Raw genomic sequence first — 20,624 nt, forward strand, 5'->3', positions numbered from 1 at the left:
ACTCCGGCGGATTCCGTTACCTAACATGACGACGGCGGCGGTGCCGGCCGGCGTCGCGGGTGTTACGTTTTTGGTGAGTAATGAGAACCGGCGCCAAGCCCTGACTGGCCGGTCGGCAACCCTCCCTTTCGCGGCGGGGTGCCTCAGGTGAATACTCGGCATATCGACCAATTCGAGCTGCAAGCGTGAAAGAAGGAGATCCGTCGTGCCTGACGCGTCCGCCCCCGCTGTCCCCGATACAGCACCCCGTACAGTGCCAGCCCCGGCCCCCGCCGTCCCCGCTGCCGGGGAGAGACTGGCGTACCGCCTGTTCACCGGCCCCGATGACCGCGCCTTCTGCGAGCGCGTCTCGGCCGCCCTGGCCGAGGGCTATGTGCTGCACGGCGGCCCGGCCGTCACGTCCAACGGCGGCAGCGTCATCGTGGCCCAGGCCGTGGTGCTGCCGGCCGCGATCGCCAGCGCCGATGCCGCCGTCGCCAATGCCGTGGATGACCTGGAGTTCGACGGCGAGGGCCACGCGTGAGCTACGCCGGAGACCTCAGCCCGCAGGAGGCCTGGGCCAAGCTGGAGGACGGCGCCATCCTGGTGGACGTGCGCACCGAGGGCGAATGGGCCCACATCGGCATCCCGGACACCAACGAGACCGACAACGATCCGCTGTTCATCCAGTGGAACCTCACCGGCGGCATCCCCAACGCGCGCTTCGTGGAACAGCTGAAACAGCAGGCCCCCGAAGAGCCGGGCACCGAACTGGTCTTCCTGTGCCGTTCCGGCGCCCGCTCGATCGCCGCCGCGATCGCCGCGACGGAGGCCGGCTTCACCTCCTACAACGTTCTCGAGGGCTTTGAAGGCGGACCGGACCGCTACGGGGAGCGCACCGTCAACGGCTGGAAGAACCGCGGCCTGCCCACCAACCTCGGAAAGCACTAAGTGGCCTTCAACCCCGATGCCGCCGGCTGGAGCGCCGACACCCAGGCCGTCCGCGGCGGGCTCGACCGCACCGGCTTCCAGGAAACGTCCGAGCCGATCTTCCTGAACTCCGGCTTCGTCTACGAATCCGCGGCCGCCGCCGAGCGTGCGTTCACCGGCGAGGACGAACGCTTCGTCTACTCCCGCTACGGCAACCCCTCGGTGGCCACGTTCCAGGAACGGCTCCGGCTGCTCGAAGGCACCGAGGCCTGCTTCGCCACCGCCTCGGGAATGTCCGCCGTCTTCACGGCCCTCGGCGCCCTGCTGGCCGCCGGCGACCGGGTGGTCGCGGCCCGCTCGCTGTTCGGCTCGTGCTTCGTGATCCTCAACGAGATCCTTCCCCGCTGGGGTGTGGAGACGGTCTTCGTGGACGGCCCGGACCTGGAGCAGTGGCGCGCCGCACTGTCGGAACCCACGACGGCGGTCTTCTTCGAATCGCCGTCGAACCCGATGCAGGAAATCGTGGACATCGCCGCCGTGAGCAACCTGGCGCACGCCGCCGGGGCGACCGTCGTCGTCGACAATGTCTTTGCCACTCCCCTGCTGCAGCGCTGCGGGGAGCTGGGCGCGGACGTGATCGTCTACTCCGGCACCAAGCACATCGATGGCCAGGGCCGGGTGCTCGGCGGCGCGATCCTGGGTACCAAGGAGTTCATCGACGGCCCGGTCAAGCAGCTCATGCGCCACACCGGGCCGGCGCTTTCGGCGTTCAACGCGTGGGTGCTGACCAAGGGGCTGGAGACCATGGCCCTGCGGGTGAACCATTCCTCCGCTTCCGCGCTGCGGCTGGCGGAATGGCTTGAGGAGCAGCCCGCGGTCAGCTGGGTCAAGTACCCGCTGCTGCCGTCGCACCCGCAGTACGATCTGGCCGCCCGGCAGATGAAGGCCGGCGGCACCGTGCTGACCTTTGAGCTCTCCCCGTCCGCCGGGCGCTCGGCGAAGGAGGCCGCCTTCGCGCTGCTGGATGCGCTGCGGATCATCGACATCTCCAACAACCTCGGCGATTCGAAGTCCCTCATCACCCATCCCGCCACCACGACGCACCGCGCCATGGGGCCGGAGGGCCGCGCGGCAATCGGCCTCAGTGACGGCGTGGTGCGCCTCTCCGTGGGGCTCGAGGACATCGAGGACCTGGTCCGCGACTTGGGCCAGGCGCTCAAGCAGGTCTAGGTTTCCGCCGCGAGTTGGCATTTCGCGGCAGTGTTTCCTGAACACATTGCCGCGAAATGCGCACTCGGCGGCGGGCCCGCTCAGCCCTGGCGGATCCGCCTCAGGGACGTCCCCTGGTCAGCCTGGTCGCCCGCGGTTCCCTCCGTGGTCACCTCGACCGCCCGTTCGACGACGGCGGCGAGCCCGCCCGCGTGGAACGGCTCCCGCTGCAGCTGCGAACCCGAGCCCTCCGCCAGGATCCGGCCGACGCCCTCGCGGACCAGATCCAACTCGCCCTGCTCCTCGAGCACGGGGGCCACGAAGTCCACGAGCGACCAGACCACGTCCGCGGCCGGGGCCGGAGTGAACGTTCCAAAGTCCAGCAACTCCCCGCGCAGTCCGCAGTTGCTGGCCTGCCAGGCCGCCATCCGCAGCAGCAGGGTCGGCACCGGGGCGGGTTCGACGCCGTCGTTCCATTCCCGGGACGCTGACTCGACCAGGGCACGCACGATCACTGCGATCAGCCCCGCGTCCTCGGCCCGCAGGCAGACATCGGCGACGCGGATCTCCACGGTGGGATGATGCCGTGCCAGCCGGGCGTCGAAATAGACCATCCCCTCGTCCATCAGGACGCCGCTTTCCACGAGCCGGGTCACCACCCTCCGGTAGACGGGAAGGCTGCCGAAGATCATGGTGGGGCCGGACCCGGGCCAGCGGTTCCACGCCTGGGTCCGGTAGCTTTCGAACCCGGTTTCGGCGCCATTCCAGTAGGGGGAGTTCGCGCTGAGCGCTATCAGCACGGCGAGCTTGTCCCGGATCCGGTCCATCACCGCCACGCCTTCCTCCGGGGACTCCACGAGGGTGTGGACGTGAAGCCCGCAGGTCAGCTGGTTCCGGACCGTGAGCCCGAAGCGCTGCTGCATGGTCATGTAGCGCTGCTTCGGCGTCAGGTGGGTGGCGGCGCCCTGCGGAGACGTGGCGAGGGCTGCGATGCGGCCGCCGTGCGCCCGGGCGGCACGGTCCGCACGGCCGCGGCCCTGCCTGAGCTGCCGGAGCAGCTCCGGGTAGTCCAGGCAGGGGCGCGTCTGGGTTTCAATCTGCTCGAGCTTGAGTTCGTAGCTGAAGTCGGCGCCGTCCTCATGGACCGGTTGCTGCCCGGGGAGAATCAGGGCGGCGTCCTGCTTAGGCGGGACCAGGACGGGCAGCATGACATCGGCCAGGGCAAGCAGCATCCCCGTTTCGGGATCCACTATGAGCAGTTCTTCCTCCACGCCGAAGGTGCGCATAAATCTATTGTGCGTCAGGAACCCCCGAAACGCTCAAGGTCCAACGCGGGGTCAGATCCGGCCCATGCGGGGCGTCCGGAGGAGCGGGATGTGGCCCCGCGTTGCTTGGAGCTGTTCAGCGGGTTCAGCGCATTCAGTCTTGGAAGTACTCGATCTTCGCGCCGATGGTGTTGAGGCGCTCGGCCAGGTCCTCGTAGCCGCGCTCGATCACGTAGATGTTGCGCAGTTCCGAGACGCCCCGGGCGGCGAGCATCGCCAGCAGCAGGCAGGCCGCGGGCCGCAGGGCCGGCGGGCAGCCAACCTCGGCTGCCCGCCATTTTGTGGGTCCGTTGACGTAGATCCGGTGCGGGTCCAGCAGTTGCACCTGGGCGCCGAGCTTGTTCAGTTCGGTCAGGTAGATCGCGCGGTTGTCGTAGACCCAGTCGTGAATCATCGTCTGGCCCGTGGCGTTAGCGGCGATGACCGCGAAGAACGGCAGATTGTCGATGTTCAGCCCGGGGAACGGCATGGGGTGGATCTTGTCCTCGGGGGCGCGCAGTTCCGAGGGCCTGGTGGTGACGTCAACCAGCCGGGTCCTCCCGTTGCGGGCCAGGTACTCGCCGGACACTTCGAGCAACTGGCCCATCTGTTCCAGGGTCGCGAGTTCGATTTCCATGAATTCGATCGGAACGCGGCGGATGGTGACCTCCGAGTCCGTGACGATGCCGGCGGTGATGAGGCTCATCGCCTCGATCGGGTCCTCGGAGGGGAAGTATTCGATGTCGACGTCGACGGCGGGGCGGCCGGTGATCTTCAGCGTGGTGGTGCCCACGCCGTCGATCTGCACGCCGAGCATCTGCAGGTAGAAGCACAGGTCCTGCACCATGTAGTTGGGGCTGGCGTTGCGGATGATGGTGGTGCCGCTGCGGTGGGCGGCGGCCATAATGGCGTTTTCGGTGACGGTGTCGCCGCGTTCGCTGAGCACGAAGGAGCGGTCGTGCCCGTCCGACGGCGGCGCCTGCACGGCGTAGAAACCTGACTTGGCGTCGACGCTGAGGCCGAACTGGCGCAGCGCCTGCATGTGCGGCTGCACGGTGCGGGTGCCGAGGTCGCAGCCGCCGGCGTAGGGCAGCCGGTACTCGCTGGATTCGTCCAGGAGCGGGCCCAGCAGCATGATGACGCTGCGGGTCCGGCGGGCGGCCTCCACGTCCATCGAGTCGAGGTCAAGCACGGCGGGGCGCCGGATCTGCAGGTCGTTGGCGTTGAGCCACGTGCATTCGACGCCGATGCTGGTCAGCACCTCGACGATCCGGTTCACCTCTTCGATCCGCGCGAGCCGCCGCAGCGTGGTGGTGCCGCGGTTGATCAGGCTGGCGCACAGCAGCGCGACGCCGGCGTTCTTGCTGCTGTTGACGTCCACGGAACCGGACAGGGTGCGGCCGCCCTCGACCCGGAGGTGCGTCATGGCGGGCCGTCCCACCTTCACGATGCTCCGGCCAAAGATGGTCTCGAGCCGCTGGATCATTTTCAGGCTCAGGTTTTGCTTGCCCTGTTCCATCCGGGCGATGGCGCTCTGGCTGGTTCCCAGCTCGGCAGCGAGCTGCCCCTGAGTCCAGCCCTTCTGGCCGCGGGCGTCGCGGAGCAGGGCTCCGACGTGTTCAGCAGTCTCTTGAGTCATTCCCCGAAAATATCACGCATGATTTATTAACCACTGCAAACCGCGGCAAACCCGCCGGAATGCCGTTAATCTCACAGTGATACCCGTACTGTGCGATAACCAGTGCTACTGCTGCGCCAGGAAGACCATGTTCCAGGTCCCCGCCGCCAGGGCAGACGCGACGGCGGCTCCGGCGATCAGCAGGCCGCCCAGGAACACCCAAACGTCCAGGCCGCTGAAAACTGAGGTCCGGGCCCAGGTCCGTTGTGCGCTGCCGAAGCCGCGGGCTTCCATGGTGACGGCCAGGCGCGAGGCGCGCCGGACGGCCTGCACCAGCAGCCCGAAGCTCTGCCCCAGGATGGCCCGCAGCCGCTGCAGCGGGTTCCCGTGCGAGCCCACCCCGCGGGCGCGGCGGGCCATGCCGATGGTCTGCCACTCCTCGGCCATCAGTCCCACAAGGCGCAGCGCGGCGAGTGTGCCGAGAACAAAGCGGTGCGGCAGTTTTGCTTTCTGCGCGAGGGCGTCGGCCAGGTCCGTGGGATCCGTGCAGCTCATCAGCAGGACGGCCGGCAGCGCGATGGCCAGGCCGCGGATCATAAAGCCGAGCCCGAGTTCGAGGGACCCTTCGCTGATCGACCAGATCCTGGCGTCGAGCAGGATGTTCCCGCTGTCCGGCGCCAGGATCGTGGTGCTCCAGCCGCCCAGCGCCGCGGCGAGGATCAGGGGCCAGCCGCGCTGCCAGAGCAGTCCAAGGGTCAGGCCGGCCAGCGGAAGCAGCGCCAGTTCGAAGGCGAGCGCCACCGACGCGGACACCCAGTCGATGGACAGCGCCAGCACCAGGGTGATGAGCATGACGGCGGCGAACTTCGCCAGCGGGTTGGCGCGCGCCAGCAGCGCAGGGTTGCCGCGCAGAGTCAGTTCCTGCCTCATGGTGCCTGGACCTTCCCTGGTTCGCGGTGTTCTGGGTTACGGCGTTCTGGTTCCGGCACTCCCGGCGTCCGGCCAGGTTCCCGGTGTTCCGGGGCGCGAAGGCTCAGTGTGGTGCCGCCCAGGACCTCGCTGAATTCGGCGTCGTGCGTCACCGATACGACGGCGGTGCCGCCGTCGAGCAGTTCGGAGAGGAAGGAGGCCAGCTCGGCCCAGGTGTTGGCGTCCTGGCCGAAGGTGGGTTCGTCCAGGACCAGCACCTGCGGGTGCGCGGCGAGGACGGTGGCCACGGACAGGCGCCGCTTTTCGCCGCCCGAGAGTGTGTACGGATTGGCGTCCACCAGATCAGTCAGCCGCAGACGCTCCAGCAGTTCGTCGACGCGTTCCCCGCCGCGGCCCAGGTGCCGGGGTCCGAACATCAGCTCGTCCAGCACACGTCCGGTGACGAACTGGTGCTCGGGCTCCTGGAACACGGTGCCGATCCGGGAGATCAGCTGCTGCGCCTTCCACCGGTAGGGATCGATCCCGGCGCCGGCGCTGAGGTCCAGGGCGGCGGACACCGTGCCGGAGACCGGCGCCAGCAGGCCGGCGAGGGTCAGGGCGAAGGTGGACTTCCCCGACCCGTTGGGTCCCGTGATGGTCAGCGCCTCACCGGCGCGGACCTGGGCCGTGATCCCGGACTGTACGGGCTCCGGCGGAATGGGACGGAATCCTCCGCGGAACCCCGCCCGCCGCGGCCGTTCCCGCGAGACGGCCAGGTCCTCCGCGGCCAGCAGCAGCTGCCCCGCGATATTGCCTTGTGCGGCTTCCGGGCCGGTGGCACGTGTGCCTGCGGCCCGTGTACCGCGCGCCCGGGTCTGCGGCACGTAGCCGGGTACCCAGACCCCGGCTGCGGTGAGCATGTCCCGTGCCTGCGCCAGGACCAGGTCCGGCGGTCCGTCGATCAGCACAGCGGAATCCGTGGCCGATCCTGGTTGCAGCACCACGATCCGGTCCACGAGGTCCTTCCACACCGAGACCCGGTGCTCCACCACCACCAGGGTGGCTCCGGTCTTGTCCAGGCAGCGGCCGACGGCGTCCCGGACTTCCAGCACTCCGGCGGGGTCCAGGTTGGCGGTCGGCTCGTCGAGCAGGATCAGCCCGGGCCGCATCGCGAGGATGCCGGCGAGCGCCAGCCGCTGCTTCTGGCCGCCGGAAAGGGCCGACGTCGGGTGGTCCAGCGGCAGCCGGCCCAGCCCGACGTCGTCGAGCGCTTCCGCGACGCGTGACCAGATCTCTGCCGGAGGCACGGACAGGTTTTCCGCGCCGAAGGCGACGTCGTCACCGAGGCGGGAGAGCACCACCTGGGTCTCCGGGTCCTGCTGCATCAGCCCGGCACGGCCGCGCCGGGCGCGGGGAGCGTCGCCGTCGATCAGCAGGCTGCCGGACTCGTCCGCGTCCCCGGCCGCGCCGCTGGCAGTAAGGTCAGCGCCGCCGGTCGCACGGCCGGCGTCACCGGCGGAGCTGTCGCCGAGCACCCCGGCCAGGGCGTGGAGCAGCGTGGACTTGCCGGCGCCCGAAGGCCCCAGCAGCAGCACGCGCTCCCCGGGCCGGATATCCAGGTCCAGGCCGCTGACGGCGGGCCGGAGCCGGCCGGCGTGCCGCCAGCCCCAGCCCCGCGCGGTGATCGCCGCCGGCCGGACGCCGCTGCCGGTGGATGTGTTGGAGGCGGGCATCAGGAAAAGACGGGCTCCGTGGCCGCCTTGCGGGAGGCAAAGGAACTGAGCACACCGGTCCGGGCCAGGCCCCGGGTGGCGATCCACGACAGTCCGCCGGCGATCACGGCGCCGGAGACGGTGGTGAAGGCGATGTAGGCCAGCTTGTCCGCGGCTTCGTAGGCAATGTTCCAGCCCCACGGCAGGAAGGAATCGTTCAGTCCGCAGAACAGCCCTGCCCCGGCTCCGGCCAGCAGGGAAACGGGCAGGTTGAACTTCTTGTAGATAAACGCGGCGAAGACCAGTTCGGCGCCAAGGCCCTGCAGGAAGCCCGAGAACAGCACGGAGGCGCCGTATTGCGAGCCCATGATCAGCTCGCCGGTAGCGGCCACGGTTTCGCAGAACACTGCCGCGCCCGGCTTGCGGATGATGAGCATGCCCAGCACCGCCGGAATCATCCAGCCGCCGGCGTAGAGCCCGGTCAGCGGGGGGTAAACCGCATTGAGCGGGACGGAAACGAGGTTGGCGCCCTGGGACCAGGCCCAGAAGATCACGCCGCCGGCCACCGCGATCAACGCGGCCACCACAATGTCCACCACGCGCCAGTTGTAGCTGCGCCGGGTGCGCGTCTGTTTCGCAGATGCAGCAGATGTATCAGTCATATCGTCCTCCTGAGGAACAGGAGGGGAGAGTGCCCCCGGGCCGCGGCTTCCGCCGCCGCCTTGGGCACTCCGAGAACTCGACTCCCTTGCGCCGGTACTAACCGGATCAGGTTCGAGGGTCTGCGGCTGTCCGCACTCTCAGCGCCCACCTGTGGTTTCCCCGGATTTCTCCGGTGATACCCGACGGCGGCGCTCCCCTGTCGTATTGAAAATAGCCCTTGTGGGCGTGGCCCAGTTTACACCCGGGGGTCCTTGCTTTCCGGGGCCGGCCGTCACAATCCGCCGGCGTCGGCGCCGGTGACCTGCGGACACCTGCTTGGTAGAGTCGGCAGGGCATGGGAACACCGGACACCGCTGCGGCCTGATGGCCACCCGACGGCGGCTCACTAACGGAAGCTGAATCACGTGACCAACCCACCAGTTCCTTCCCCCGGCTACGATCCGGACTCGACCGAAGCGCAGCCGCACGGATCCCTGGCGGCACTGATCGGCAGGATCCTGGCGGAAATGGACGAACTGCAGTTCCCGTCTTTCAGCAAAGACGACGCCCTGGATCTGGGGCTCCGCCTGGTTGAACTCGGCAGGCAGCGCTCCTACCCGATCGCCATCGACATCACGAAGGGCGAGCAGGTGCTATTCCACGCGGCACTGGAAGGCGCCACCCCGGACAACGAACGCTGGATCAGGGCCAAGCAGCGGACGGCCGCGCGGTACGAGGTCCCGTCGCTGCTGGTCGGACTCCGGGCCCGGTCCGCGGGGCGGATGATCGAGGACAACGCCTGGTTCGATGAGAAGGAGTTTGCCGCCCATGGCGGGGCCTTCCCCATCTACGTGCGCGGCACCGGAATGGTTGCCACGGTCACAGTGTCGGGGTTGCCGCAGAAGGCCGACCATGAGCTGGTGGTTGAGGCCCTGTCTGACATCCTCGGCCGCGCCGGGAATTAACTGGGACGCCGGGCCCGGACGGTTCGCCGCTTCCTGCCGGGTTCCGCGCGGTGTGCCGTTGATCACCAGCGGGTGAGTGTCCGGTTAGAGTGGTGGGCATGACGTTGGGGGACGCGGCCGCGGAGCCGCTTGTACACATCAAAGACTTCAGGATGGACTTCGGGGACACGACGGTCATTAAAGACCTCTCCTTCGATGTCCGGGCCGGGGAGACCTTCGGATTCCTCGGCAGCAACGGGTCAGGGAAAACGACCACCCTCCGGGCGCTGCTGGGCATCTACCAGCCGACCGCCGGGACCCTCCACATCGGCGGCAAGCCCTTCGCCCCGCAGGACGGTGCCCGGCTGGGATACCTGCCCGAGGAACGCGGACTCTACAAGAAAGAGTCCGTCCTGGACGTCATGGTCTACTTTGGCCGGCTCAAGGGCCTGGACAAAACCCATGCCAGGACCTGGTCGCGGGAGTATCTGGAACGCGTCGGTCTCGCCGACAAGGCGAACACACGCCTGGATAAGCTCTCCGGCGGACAACAGCAAAAAATCCAGCTCGGCGTGACCATCATGAACGACCCCGAGCTGCTGATCCTGGACGAACCCACCAAGGGGTTCGACCCGGTCAACCGGCGCCTGCTGATGGACATCATCGAGGAACAAAAACTCGCCGGCGCGACCGTCATCATGGTCACGCACCAGATGGAGGAAGTCGAACGCCTCTGCGACCGGGTGATCCTGCTCAAGGACGGCACCTCCCGCGCCTACGGCACCGTCGCGGACGTCCAGGAACAATTCGGCGGGACCGTCTACCGGCTCACCTACGTCGGAACCCTGCCGCCCTCTGCCCGGTACGACATCGTCACCGACGCCGGCGGCGCCGCTGAACTCTCCCCCGGCCCCGGCGCGGACGAAACGGCGGTCCTGCGCGAACTCATCGACCACGGCGTGGCCGTTCAGTCCTTCACCACCGCCAGAACATCCCTGGACGAGGTCTTCATCAAGGTGTACGGCGAGAACCACGAAATGGCGGAGGTCTAGATTTCAATGGCACAACAAACATCCACCCAACTCCCGCCCGAATCCCCCGCCCCGGCGCCGTCCACGCCGGTACCGCCGAAACGGCCCTTCGCCCGGCACAACCTCCGCACCGTCGTGGACTTCGAAGTCACCCGCACCATGAAAAAGCGCGGCTTCTGGATCGCGACCCTGTCCATCCCGGTCATCATGGCGATCGTTTTCGCGCTCATCTACATGAGCAACTCCTCCACCGCAGCCAGCGAAGACGCCCAGAAAACCGCCGCCATGACCTTCACCTACACCGACGACTCCGGCCTCATCACCCCGGACATCGCCACGGCCATGGGCGGAACGAAAATCACCGACCCCGACGCCGCGCTCCAGGACGTCAAAAAGGGACTGACCGAGGCGCACTTCGCCTACCCCGTCGACCCAGCCACGCAGCCGGTGAAGGTCTACGGCACAGACAAGGGGATCTTCGAAAACGGCAAGTACGACGCCGTCGCCAAACAGCTCCTTACCGCCTCAGCCCAAGGCGCGATCGGCTCCCCGCAACTCACCGCAGCGGCCAGCGGCGACGTGACGACCGAGACCAAAACGTTCAAGGACGGCCAAACCACGGGCGGGTTCGGCTCCGCCATCCCGCCGCTGATGTTCCTGGTGATCTTCTACGTCTCGATAATTCTGCTCTCCAACCAGATGCTCAACAGCACCCTGGAAGAGAAAGAAAACCGGGTCACCGAGATGATCCTCACCACCCTGAACCCCACCACCCTGATCACCGGCAAAGTCATTGCCTTGTTCATGGTGGGTCTCATCCAGATCCTGGTCTTCCTGACCCCGATCGTTGTGGCGTTCCTCTTTTTCCGCGACAAACTCGCCATCCCGGACCTGGACCTGTCGATGATCAGTTTTGAGCCCGGAACCATCATTGTCGGGGCGCTGCTGCTCCTGGGCGGATTCACCGTCTTCACCGGCGTCCTGGTCGCGATCGGCGCCATCATGCCCACCGCCAAAGACGCCGGCACAATCTTCGGGCCCCTGATGGCCTTGATCTTCGTCCCGTTCTACGCGATCAGCCTGATCATCTCCGACCCGCGCGCCCCCATCGTGCAGATCTTCACCTACTTCCCGCTCTCGGCCCCCGTGACCGCCCTGCTCCGCAACAGCTTTGGCACGCTCAGTCCGCTTGAGTCCACGATCATCATCGCCGAACTGTTCATCGCCGGATTCCTCATCCTCCGGCTCGCAGTCCACCTCTTCCGGTACGGGTCCATCCAATACTCGAGCAAACTCTCCATCGCCGGAACCTTCCGGAAACGCACCGCACCAGCCCGGAAATGACAGAACGCCGACGACGGCAAGGGGCGTTGTTCTCAGCACGCTGCGCCTTGGCTGGACCGCCGGTCCGGGAACGCTAGGCTAGGGGCAGCCCTGTTTCCTCCCGCAAGGAGTTGCGAAGAATGAACATTTTCATCAAACTGCTCGGCACCGGCATCAGCCTGTTGGCCGGCTTCCTTGGCACCAAGCTCGTTGACAGCGTCTGGGAAAAATCCACGGGGAACAAGCCGCCGAAGGGCAACGACGACGACGTGCCCACCACGCTGCGCTCGGCCCTGACCTTCGCGCTGATCTCAGCGTCCGTCAGCGCCATCATCCAGGTCCTCGCCAACCGCGGCACCCAGCGCGCGATCACGCGCTTCGCCAAGACTCAAGACGTGGTTTAAGGCGCCTCGTTCAGGCGCCTGGCTTGGGGCGGGGTCCGGCCGCTACCGCCGGCCGGCGACCTCGTCGCCGTCGTCGGTGAAACCGTCTGTACCCGCCGCCTGCTGCACCACAGCTTCCAGTTCGTCGGTGCTGAGCAGCTCCGGGTGCAGGTGTTTGGTGCGGTAACCGGCCCGGCCCACCATGTGCGCCGACACCGGCACCGTCAGCAGCTGGAAGATCCAGGCCACCACCAGCACCGGCCACACCCACCAGGTGCGCATTTGGAGCCCCAGCGCGAACAGCAGCAGGAACAGCCCCAGCACCTGCGGCTTGGTGGCCGCGTGCATCCGGGTCATGAGGTCCGGGAAGCGCAGCAGCCCCACCGCCGCCGCAAGGGACATCAGCGCGCCGACCACCATAAAGACCGCCGAGACGGCGTCGATCACAGTATCGCCGGAGAACGTCTCAGGATTCACGGGGCTGCTCCCTTCGGTCGGCGACGAACCGGGCCACGGTGACGGAGCCGACAAACCCGATGAGTGACACTGCCACCAGCAGCATGAGGTTGTTCAGGTGCCGGTTCACGGCCATGTCGATGCACAGCGCCGCTCCCAGGATGGCCAGCAACACGTCCGCGGCGAGCACCCGGTCCAGCAATGACGGCCCCCTCGCGATCCGGATGATCGCCCCGCCGGCGGCCAGCGACAGCACGACGGCGGTGACGGTCAGGACAAGCTGCATCATGGCACCAGCTCCTGGTTGAGGGCGGACAGTTCGGCTTTGGTGCCCATGATCCTGATCAAACCGGCCTCAGTGTTGCGGACGTCTTTGCGGAACTGCGCGGCGTCTTCGGCGTTGCGGACGTTGATGCCGTGGATGTAGAGCGTTGACGTGGAGCGGTCCACTTCCACCACCAGCGAGCCGGGGATCAGCGCGGTCACATGCCCCGTGGCGGTGACCAGCAGGTCGGAGTGGCTCCGCAGCGGTACGGCGACGACGGCGCTGATGACCTTGGGGCCTTTGGCCACTGCCAGGAACAGGACCTGGAAGCTCGCCACAACCACTTTGCCCAGGAACATCAGGGCGAACGGCACCGCACGCAGCACGTTGAAACGCCCGCCGAGTTCCACCGGGGGCAGGTAGAACAGCCGGGCCACGAGCACCGCGATGAGGGCACCGAAGAGCAGGTTTCCCGGGCTGAAGTTCTGCCACAGGGCGCCCCAGACGATCACGAGCCAGACCAGGAGCGGCAGTTCCTGGCGCAGGGAAATCCGTTTCCGGCTCATTTGCGCTCCTCCCCGCTGGCCGGCGGCACGCCGGCGGGGTCCGGGCCGGGCTGGGAGAGCGCCGGGACCGGCGCGCCCTCGCCGAGGACCGCGTGGATGTAAGAGGTTCGGTCCAGCATTTCGACGGCGGATTGGTCCGCCACCCGGAACAGCGGCCCGGCAAAGACCGTCAGCGCGACGCCGAAGATCACCAGTCCCAGCGTGGAACCCACCATGGTCCGCGGCAGGAGGGTGACGTTGCTCTGTCCGGCCCGGTCGCCCCTGGCCGAACCGGCGGGATCCGCCAGCAGGACCGGGTCGGGGTGTTCGGCGTCCTCGGGTTTGCGCCAGAAGGCGCGGTTCCAGACCCTCGCGATGGCCAGCAGGGTCAGCAGGCTGGTCAGCACACCGCCGATCACCAGCGCGTAGGCCAGCGGCGTTCCGAGCTGGACGCCGGCCTGCAGCAGGCCCACTTTGCCCAGGAAACCGGAGAACGGCGGGATGCCGGCCAGGTTCATGGCGGGCACGAAGAACAGCACCGCCAGCAGCGGGGACAGCTTGGCAAGACCGGCGACGCGGTCCATCGAGGAGCTCCCGCCGCGGCGTTCGATCAGGCCCGTCACCAGGAACAGGCTGGTCTGGATGGTGATGTGGTGGGCGACGTAGAAGACGGCGGCGCCCAGCCCGGCCACCGACGACATCGCCAGGCCGAACACCATGTAGCCAATGTGGCTGACCAGGGTGAAGGACAGGAGTCGTTTGATGTCGCTCTGGGCGAGGGCGCCGAGGATCCCCACCACCATGGTCAGCAGGGCGGCGACCATCAGCGGCGTATTGAACGTGTCGCCCGGGAACAGCAGCGTTTCGGTCCGGACCATGGCGTACACGCCCACCTTGGTCAGCAGGCCGGCGAACACGGCCGTGACCGGGGCCGGCGCCGTCGGGTAGGAGTCCGGCAGCCAGAAGGACAGCGGGAACACGGCGGCCTTAATCCCGAACGCCACGAGCAGCATGACGTGCAGCAGGTTCCGGGTGCCGGGATCCAGCTCGGCGAGCTTGAGGGCGAGGTCGGCCATGTTGATGGTTCCGGTGGCCCCGTAGATCATGGCGATCGCGATCAGGAAGAGCACGGAGGACACCACCGAGACCACCACGTAGGTCACCCCGGCCCGGATCCGCGGTCCCGTTCCGCCGAGCGTCATCAGCACGTAGCTTGCGGTCAGCAGGATCTCGAAGCCCACATAGAGGTTGAACAGGTCCCCGGAGAGGAAGGCGTTGGACACGCCGGCCACCAGGATCAGGTAGGTGGGGTGGAAGATCGAGACCGGAGCGTCCTCGTCGCCGTCGGCCATGCCCTGCCCGGTGGCGTAAATCAGCACGGCGAGGCTCACGGAGGAGGACACCACCAGCATCAGTGAGGAGAACTGGTCCACCACCATCACGATGCCCCAAGGCGGGAGCCAGCCGCCGATGTTGACCGCCGCGGTGCCGCCGTCCCAGACGGAGGCCAGCAGCCAGCACTCAAGCAGCAGCGTCACGGACAGGACCCCGATGCTCACGGTCCGCTGGGCCCGCGAATGCCGGATCAGCAGGAAGGTCAGCGCGGCGCCGAGGATGGGGAGGAGGACGGCGAGCGGGGCGAAACTGGCAATGTTCATTGTCCGCCTCCTTCCTGCTTGGGTTGTTTCACGTTGAGGGAGCCGGGTTGCTCCTCCGAGGCCGTCTCGTCGGCCTCGAGCTTGTGGTCGCCCACCTTCACGGTGGCGCCGGAGGCCCCGTCGGCGCCGTCCGGGCTGTTGGATATCGCGTCGCCGTCCCCGCCGATCATGGTCAGCGGGAATTCGGAGGTTTCCACCGGAATCACGGAGTCGTCCTCAGCGTCGAAGCTGGGGGTCTTGGCGACGCGGCGGTCTTCGGCGTCGTCCTGGATCTCGTCCTGGCGGGCCAGCACCCAGGTGCGGTAGATCAGGCCGAGCATAAACGCCGTGACGGCGAAGGAGATCACGATCGACGTGAGGATCAGTGCCTGGGGCAGCGGGTCGCTGTATTCGCCGGGGCCGGTGTCCTTGCTGAACAGCGGCGCCAAGCCCGCGTACCCGCCCGTCGTGAGGATCAGCAGGTTGGTGGCGTTGGTCAGCATCATCAGGCCCAGCAGGACTCTGGTGAGGCTGCGTTCCAGGAGGAGGTAAATGCCGCAGGCATACAGTGCCCCCATGACCGTCAGCAGGGTCAGGTTGACGCTCATGCTTTCCCCTTGGCTGTGGTTTCGGCCGGGATGTCGCCGGCTTCCTGGTCTTCGGACGGTTCCGCCGGGTGTTCCTCAAAGTGCTCATCGATCTCGGCGCCCAGGCTGCGGAGGACATCCAGGGCCAGGCCGACGACCACGATGTACACGCCGATGTCGAAGATAGTGGAGGTGACGAACTTGACGTCGCCAAAGACCGGCAGCCAGAACTCGAGAATGGCGGTCTGGAACACCTGTCCGCCCAGCAGCAGCGGCGCGACACCGGAGGCCGCGGCCGTGGCGAGGCCGATGCCCAGCAGCGCGCCGGCACTGACCGGGGTGGCTTCGCGCAACTCGAAACGGCCGCCGGCGAGGTAGCGGATGGTGAGCGCCAGCCCGGCAGTGAGGCCGCCGGCGAAGCCTCCGCCGGGGAGGTTGTGGCCGGCCAGCAGGAGGTAAATCGAGAAGACGATCATCGAGTGGAAGATCAGCCGCGTGACCACTTCGAAGATGATCGAGCGGCGTTCCGGCGCCAGGGTCCGGCCCGCAACGAGCCACGCATCGCGGCTGGAGGCGGCAAAGCGGCGGCTCATGGCCAGCGCGGCGTCGTCGCGGGTGTTGCCCCGGCCTACGGCGCCGGGCTTCCGGCGCCCGACGGTGCCCTCAGCGACGCTCGACGATGCACGGCTCCGGTCGCCGCGGCCCCGGACGAAGATGAGGCTGGCGACGCCGGTGGCCGCCAGGGCCAGGACGGAGATCTCGCCGAAGGTGTCCCAGGCCCGGATGTCCACGAGGGTCACGTTGACGATGTTCAGCCCGCCGCCTCCCTCGTACGCCAGCTGGGGGAATTCGAGTGAGACGGGCGCCGCCACGCGGGCGCCGAGGGCGTAGATGGCGGCGAACACCATCGTGATGCCGAAGGCGGCGCCGATGATCACGCGGACCACCCGGTACCTCCCGCCGGTGCGGTCCCGGAGCTCCGCGGGGAGGCTGCGCATGGCGAGGACGAAGGCCACCAGGATGATGGTCTCCACCAGCATCTGGGTCAGCGCTAGGTCCGGGGCGCCCTGCAGCGCGAACATCAAGGCGATGCCGTAGCCGGTGACGGAGACCATCAGGACGGCCAGGAAGCGCTTGTTGGCGCGCACGGCGGCGAGCGCGCCGATCACGATCCCGGCGCCCACCACAATCTGCAGCGGCGCGTTCGGGTCGATGAAGTAGAGGTCTTCCGGCAGCGGCTTGTTGGCCATCACCAGCGCGGTGAGCGGCAGGACGAACGCCACGGTCAGGATGACGGACAGGTAGAAGTACAGCGAACCGCGCTGGGTCCGGCCGGTAATCCAGACGGCGACGTCGTCGAGGGCGCCGATGGTCAGCTGGTAGGTGCGGTCGCCGTCGATCCAGCCCGGAACCAGGCCCTGGAGCCGGGCGACGGCATTGCGGCCGTAGAACATGGCCAGGCCGAGTGCGAAGGTGATCGCGGTGAGCCCCAGGGCGGGGGTCACTCCGTGCCACAGCGCCAGGTGGCCGGCGGCGGCCGCCACGTCCTCGCCGGCGGGCACGAACAGAGCCGCGTACGGCTGGATCCAGCCGTCCACCGGGGCGGGCCACAGGCCGTAGACGATGGTCAGCAGGCTCAGGATGGCGGGGGCGGCCAGGAAGGCCGGGTTGATCGGCTTGAACGGGGTGGCCTCGACGCCGGGCTTGACGGCGAAGGCGCCCCACATGAACCGTGCACTGTACGCGAAAGTCAGGATGGACCCCAGCACCAGGCCGACAAGGATGACCGGCCCCCACAGGCCCGCGGCGGGGTCGGACGCGTAGTGGACGAAGGCCTCGAAGACGGATTCCTTGGCGACGAAACCGGCCAGCGGCGGGATGCCCGCCATCGAGGCGGCTCCGATAGCGGCCACGATCGCGAGGGCACGGGAAGACCGGTAGACGCCGGAGAGCTTGCGGATGTCGCGGGTTCCGGCTTGGTGGTCAATGATGCCCACCACCAGGAAGAGGGTGGCTTTGAAGAGCCCGTGCGCCAGGAGCAGCGCGAGCCCGGCGAGGGCCGCGGCGGGTGTGCCAAGGCCAACCACCATGGTCAGGAAGCCGAGCTGGCTGACCGTGCCATACGCCAGGATTAGCTTGATGTCCGTCTGCCGCAGCGCCCGGTAGCCGCCCACCAGCATGGTGGCCAGGCCCAGGCCGAGCACCACCGGGTGCCAGAACGTGGTTTCCGCGAAGCCGGGGGCCAGCCGCGCCACGAGGTAGATGCCGGCTTTCACCATGGCCGCGGCGTGCAGGTAGGCGCTCACCGGGGTGGGGGCCGCCATGGCGCCGGGGAGCCAGAAGTGGAACGGAACCAGCGCGGATTTGGTGATCGCGCCCACCAGGATGAGGACGACGGCGGCTGCCACGGCTCCGGAGGCGGGCCCGGTGGTAAGGGCCGGCGCCTGCTCGAGGATGGTCGAGATCCGGTAGGTGCCGGCGGTGAAGCCCAGGATGATCAGGCCCACCAGCATGGCCAGGCCGCCGGCGGTGGTCACCACGAGGGCCTGCAGCGCGGAGCGCCGCGCTGACAACCGGGTCCGGGCGTAGCCGATCAGCAGGTAGGACAGGACGGTGGTCAGTTCCCAGAAGATGAACATCAGGAGCAGGTCATCGGCCGTCACCAGGCCGAACATGGCACCGGCGAAGGCCAGCAGCTGGGCTCCGAACCCGCCGAGGTAGTCGTCCTTGTCCTTGAAATACCGGGCGCAGTAGACCAGGACCAGCGCCCCCACGCCGAGGACCAGCAGGGACATGACCCAGGCCAGGGCGTCCAGCCGGAAGGCGAGTTCGATGTGCAGCTCGGGGATCCACGGCAGGACCTCGGATACGGCGTTGCCGACTGCCGTGCCGGTAACGTTGGCGTCCGAGTAGACGGCGCCGTGCTGGAGGAGCAACCAGACGAACGAGACGGCCGGCACCGCTGCGAGGACAAAAAACGAATTTCGGCCGAACTTCCGGAACAGAAATGGCGCCACAGCAGCCACCGCAAAGTGCACGGCAAGGACTGTGATCACTGTTATCTCCGCAACGTCAGGGTTTCGATGGTCAATAAGTTGGAGCAGGCGGCGCATTCGTTAGGTTCAGTCCAGACAGTTTACCAAGCGTTGACAAATTCTTTTCGCAGGGTTTCTTTCGCACGGTGCGCCGGGCCGCGCACCCGCTGCGGATAATATTCGAGCTATGAACTCCGCCGCCGCCCCAGAGGCCATGCGTCCCGCCTCGGAACTGGAATCCGGAAGCCAGGTCTCCCACAAGGGCCGCATCCTCGCCTGGGCTGCCTGGGACTGGGGCTCGGCCGCTTTCAATGCGGTCATGACCACCTTCGTCTTCACCGTCTACCTGACCTCGAATGCCTTCGGCGGCGAGGACCAGGCGTCCGCCGTCCTGGGCGGCGCACTCGCCGTCGCCGGCGCCGCGATCGCGCTGCTGGCCCCCGTCACCGGGCAGCGTTCCGATACGGGCGGGCGCCGGAAGCTCTGGCTCGGGGTTAACACCGCCGCCGTCGCGCTCCTGACCGCGCTGTGCTTCTTTGTGTTCCCCCGGCCGGAGTTCCTGCTGCTCGGCGTGACCCTGATTGCGATGGCGAACGTGTTCTTCGAGTTCGCCGGCGTGAACTACAACGCCATGCTCACCCAGATCTCCACCCCGCAGAACATCGGCAAGGTCAGCGGCTTCGGCTGGGGCATGGGGTACCTCGGCGGCATTGTGGCGCTGCTGGCGGTGCTCCAGCTGTTTGTCCAGCCCAGCTTCGAGTGGTTCGGCGCCTCGACGGCGGACGGCCTGAACATCCGACTGGTCGCAGTGTTCTCCGCGCTGTGGTTCTTCATCTTCGCGCTGCCCGTCATGTTCGCCGTCCCGGAGCTTCCCCGGTCCCGGCAGGGCGCCAGCCTGGGGTTCCTGGCCTCCTACGGCCTGCTGGTGCGGCGGATCAAGGCGATCTACCGGACCAGCCCGCACACCATCTACTTCCTGCTGGCCAGCGCCGTGTTCAGGGACGGGCTGGCCGCGGTGTTCACCTTCGGCGGCATCATCGCCGCGGGCACCTTCGGCTTCGAGCTCAAGGAAGTCATCTTCTTCGCGATCTTCGGGAACGTCGTTGCCGCGGTTGGCGCCATCCTGGGCGGCTTCCTCGACGACCGGATCGGACCGAAGGCGGTGATCACCGGATCCCTGACCGGGCTGCTGATCGCCGGCACCGCGATCCTGGTCCTCGGCAACGAAACCCATTCCATGTTCGGCATGGAGTGGTCCGGCAGCACCACCTTCTGGATTTTCGGTCTGTTCCTGTGCCTCTTCGTGGGGCCCGCACAGTCCTCCTCGAGGGCCTATCTGGCCCGGCTTGCCCCGCACGGAGAATCCGGCGAGCTGTTCGGCCTCTACGCCACCACCGGCCGGGCCGTCAGCTTCCTCGCTCCCGCCCTCTTCACGCTGTGCATCACGGTCGCGGCGCCGCTGGTCGAGCCCGGCCAAGCGCAGCGCTGGGGCATCCTGGGGATCATGGTGGTGCTCCTCGCCGGGCTGCTGCTCCTGCTCCCGGTCAAGGCCCCGGACAAGACGGAAATCGCCGTCGTCCCCGCCGCCTGACGCTGCGCGAAAAGCCATACGGCGCATTAGGCTGGAGGCATGAACGTGGATGAAACAGACCTCCCGGGACTGGGCCGGCGCAAGGACTTCATGACCGCCTCCGGGCGGCGGATCGGCGTCGTGGAATACCGCGAGGGCCAGACCGAACTGATCGTCTCCACCTGGGATGATCCGGACACCTGCCAGGCGTCCATCCCGCTGACCGCCGACGAGGCCGCCGCGCTGGGCAACCTGCTGGGCGGCCAGCGCCTGGCCATGCAGCTTTCGGAAGCCCACCGCGAGGTCCCGGGGATCGTCACCCGGCAGTTCTCCATCGCCGCCGGCTCCCCGTTCCACAACCAGCCGATGGGCAAGGCCGCCATCCGGACCCGCAGCGGCGTCTCGATCGTCGCAATCATGCGCGAAGGCGAGGTGGTCCCGTCACCGGGACCCGACGTCGTCCTGCACCCGGGCGACCTCCTGGTCGCTGTCGGAACGCAAGAAGGCCTCGACACGGCGGCCGGCATCCTCCGCAACGGCTGACG

Annotated in this window: 20 protein-coding genes and 2 riboswitches; of the genes, 9 read left to right on the forward strand and 11 right to left on the reverse strand. The window is 67.7% G+C overall.

The features are described from left to right. The first annotated feature begins 76 nt into the window (after positions 1-76). Positions 77-192: riboswitch (SAM riboswitch) on the forward strand. A 61-nt stretch (positions 193-253) separates the two neighbouring features. From AB4Y67_RS13085 to AB4Y67_RS13095, 3 genes are read left to right on the forward strand one after another with little or no spacing between them, the layout of a single operon-like run. Continuing rightward, entirely contained in the window at positions 254-523 is a 270-nt protein-coding gene (locus AB4Y67_RS13085) for a DUF1737 domain-containing protein (RefSeq protein WP_441406266.1), read from the forward strand. Beyond that, a complete protein-coding gene (locus tag AB4Y67_RS13090; RefSeq protein WP_441406211.1) occupies positions 520-930 on the forward strand; it encodes a rhodanese-like domain-containing protein in 411 nt (136 codons plus the stop codon). The genes AB4Y67_RS13085 and AB4Y67_RS13090 overlap by 4 nt, the downstream gene beginning before the upstream one ends. Further along, on the forward strand, positions 931-2,139 hold the full coding sequence (locus AB4Y67_RS13095) for an O-succinylhomoserine sulfhydrylase (RefSeq protein ID WP_441406212.1): 1,209 nt from the start codon (positions 931-933) through the stop codon (positions 2,137-2,139). Positions 2,140-2,219: 80 nt separating this feature from the next. Here the strand turns inward: AB4Y67_RS13095 and AB4Y67_RS13100 are convergent, their stop codons facing one another. From AB4Y67_RS13100 to AB4Y67_RS13120, 5 genes are all read right to left on the reverse strand, one after another. Next, complete coding sequence (locus AB4Y67_RS13100; RefSeq protein ID WP_441406213.1) at positions 2,220-3,404, reverse strand: glutamate--cysteine ligase; 1,185 nt, start codon at positions 3,402-3,404, stop codon at positions 2,220-2,222. Positions 3,405-3,537: 133 nt separating this feature from the next. Continuing rightward, positions 3,538-5,061, reverse strand: coding sequence for a UDP-N-acetylglucosamine 1-carboxyvinyltransferase (locus AB4Y67_RS13105; RefSeq protein WP_441406214.1), 1,524 nt, complete (start codon positions 5,059-5,061; stop codon positions 3,538-3,540). Between the two features lie 105 nt (positions 5,062-5,166). Further along, complete coding sequence (locus AB4Y67_RS13110) at positions 5,167-5,970, reverse strand: energy-coupling factor transporter transmembrane component T family protein (protein WP_441406215.1); 804 nt, start codon at positions 5,968-5,970, stop codon at positions 5,167-5,169. Next, positions 5,967-7,682, reverse strand: coding sequence for an ABC transporter ATP-binding protein (locus tag AB4Y67_RS13115; RefSeq protein ID WP_441406216.1), 1,716 nt, complete (start codon positions 7,680-7,682; stop codon positions 5,967-5,969). The genes AB4Y67_RS13110 and AB4Y67_RS13115 overlap by 4 nt, the downstream gene beginning before the upstream one ends. Then, a complete protein-coding gene (locus AB4Y67_RS13120) occupies positions 7,682-8,323 on the reverse strand; it encodes an ECF transporter S component (protein ID WP_441406217.1) in 642 nt (213 codons plus the stop codon). The genes AB4Y67_RS13115 and AB4Y67_RS13120 overlap by 1 nt, the downstream gene beginning before the upstream one ends. 65 nt (positions 8,324-8,388) lie before the next feature. Then, positions 8,389-8,532: riboswitch (TPP riboswitch) on the reverse strand. A gap of 196 nt (positions 8,533-8,728) precedes the next feature. On the opposite strand from AB4Y67_RS13120, the gene AB4Y67_RS13125 reads away from it, so the two are divergent. From AB4Y67_RS13125 to AB4Y67_RS13140, 4 genes are all read left to right on the forward strand, one after another. Next, positions 8,729-9,268, forward strand: a complete 540-nt coding sequence (locus AB4Y67_RS13125) for a heme-degrading domain-containing protein (RefSeq protein ID WP_441406218.1) — start codon at positions 8,729-8,731, stop codon at positions 9,266-9,268. 98 nt (positions 9,269-9,366) lie between these two features. Further along, positions 9,367-10,299: an ABC transporter ATP-binding protein gene (locus tag AB4Y67_RS13130; protein WP_441406219.1), complete on the forward strand. Its 933-nt coding sequence runs from the start codon at positions 9,367-9,369 to the stop codon at positions 10,297-10,299. A gap of 6 nt (positions 10,300-10,305) precedes the next feature. Next, the gene (locus tag AB4Y67_RS13135) at positions 10,306-11,622 is read left to right on the forward strand and encodes an ABC transporter permease (RefSeq protein WP_441406220.1); all 1,317 of its coding nucleotides are present in this window, start codon (positions 10,306-10,308) and stop codon (positions 11,620-11,622) included. A 119-nt stretch (positions 11,623-11,741) separates the two neighbouring features. After that, entirely contained in the window at positions 11,742-12,005 is a 264-nt protein-coding gene (locus AB4Y67_RS13140) for a DUF4235 domain-containing protein (protein ID WP_441406221.1), read from the forward strand. Between the two features lie 42 nt (positions 12,006-12,047). Here AB4Y67_RS13140 and mnhG read toward each other — a convergent pair whose 3' ends face one another. Genes mnhG through AB4Y67_RS13170 form a run of 6 tightly spaced genes read right to left on the reverse strand, consistent with a single transcriptional unit; the run spans position 12,048 to position 18,530 of the window. Further along, complete coding sequence (mnhG, locus tag AB4Y67_RS13145; protein ID WP_441406222.1) at positions 12,048-12,461, reverse strand: monovalent cation/H(+) antiporter subunit G; 414 nt, start codon at positions 12,459-12,461, stop codon at positions 12,048-12,050. Further along, on the reverse strand, positions 12,451-12,729 hold the full coding sequence (locus AB4Y67_RS13150) for a monovalent cation/H+ antiporter complex subunit F (protein WP_224047824.1): 279 nt from the start codon (positions 12,727-12,729) through the stop codon (positions 12,451-12,453). Before AB4Y67_RS13150 ends, mnhG begins: the two co-directional genes overlap by 11 nt. Continuing rightward, the gene (locus AB4Y67_RS13155) at positions 12,726-13,271 is read right to left on the reverse strand and encodes a Na+/H+ antiporter subunit E (RefSeq protein WP_441406223.1); all 546 of its coding nucleotides are present in this window, start codon (positions 13,269-13,271) and stop codon (positions 12,726-12,728) included. Before AB4Y67_RS13155 ends, AB4Y67_RS13150 begins: the two co-directional genes overlap by 4 nt. Beyond that, positions 13,268-14,908: a Na+/H+ antiporter subunit D gene (locus AB4Y67_RS13160; protein ID WP_441406224.1), complete on the reverse strand. Its 1,641-nt coding sequence runs from the start codon at positions 14,906-14,908 to the stop codon at positions 13,268-13,270. The genes AB4Y67_RS13155 and AB4Y67_RS13160 overlap by 4 nt, the downstream gene beginning before the upstream one ends. Then, positions 14,905-15,495, reverse strand: a complete 591-nt coding sequence (locus tag AB4Y67_RS13165; RefSeq protein WP_441406225.1) for a Na(+)/H(+) antiporter subunit C — start codon at positions 15,493-15,495, stop codon at positions 14,905-14,907. The genes AB4Y67_RS13160 and AB4Y67_RS13165 overlap by 4 nt, the downstream gene beginning before the upstream one ends. Continuing rightward, complete coding sequence (locus tag AB4Y67_RS13170) at positions 15,492-18,530, reverse strand: Na+/H+ antiporter subunit A (RefSeq protein WP_441406226.1); 3,039 nt, start codon at positions 18,528-18,530, stop codon at positions 15,492-15,494. The genes AB4Y67_RS13165 and AB4Y67_RS13170 overlap by 4 nt, the downstream gene beginning before the upstream one ends. 166 nt (positions 18,531-18,696) lie before the next feature. Between AB4Y67_RS13170 and AB4Y67_RS13175 the strand changes: the two genes are divergently transcribed. Together AB4Y67_RS13175 and AB4Y67_RS13180 are read left to right on the forward strand one after the other, a co-directional pair. Then, positions 18,697-20,100 carry an MFS transporter gene (locus AB4Y67_RS13175; protein ID WP_441406227.1) on the forward strand — a complete coding sequence of 468 codons (1,404 nt, stop codon included), beginning with the start codon at positions 18,697-18,699 and terminating at the stop codon, positions 20,098-20,100. Between the two features lie 39 nt (positions 20,101-20,139). After that, positions 20,140-20,622 carry a cation:proton antiporter regulatory subunit gene (locus tag AB4Y67_RS13180; protein ID WP_441406228.1) on the forward strand — a complete coding sequence of 161 codons (483 nt, stop codon included), beginning with the start codon at positions 20,140-20,142 and terminating at the stop codon, positions 20,620-20,622. The last annotated feature ends 2 nt before the right edge of the window (positions 20,623-20,624 follow it).

It is taken from the genome of Arthrobacter sp. YAF17 (assembly GCF_052113365.1).
In the GTDB taxonomy this organism is placed as follows: Bacteria; Actinomycetota; Actinomycetes; order Actinomycetales; family Micrococcaceae; genus Arthrobacter.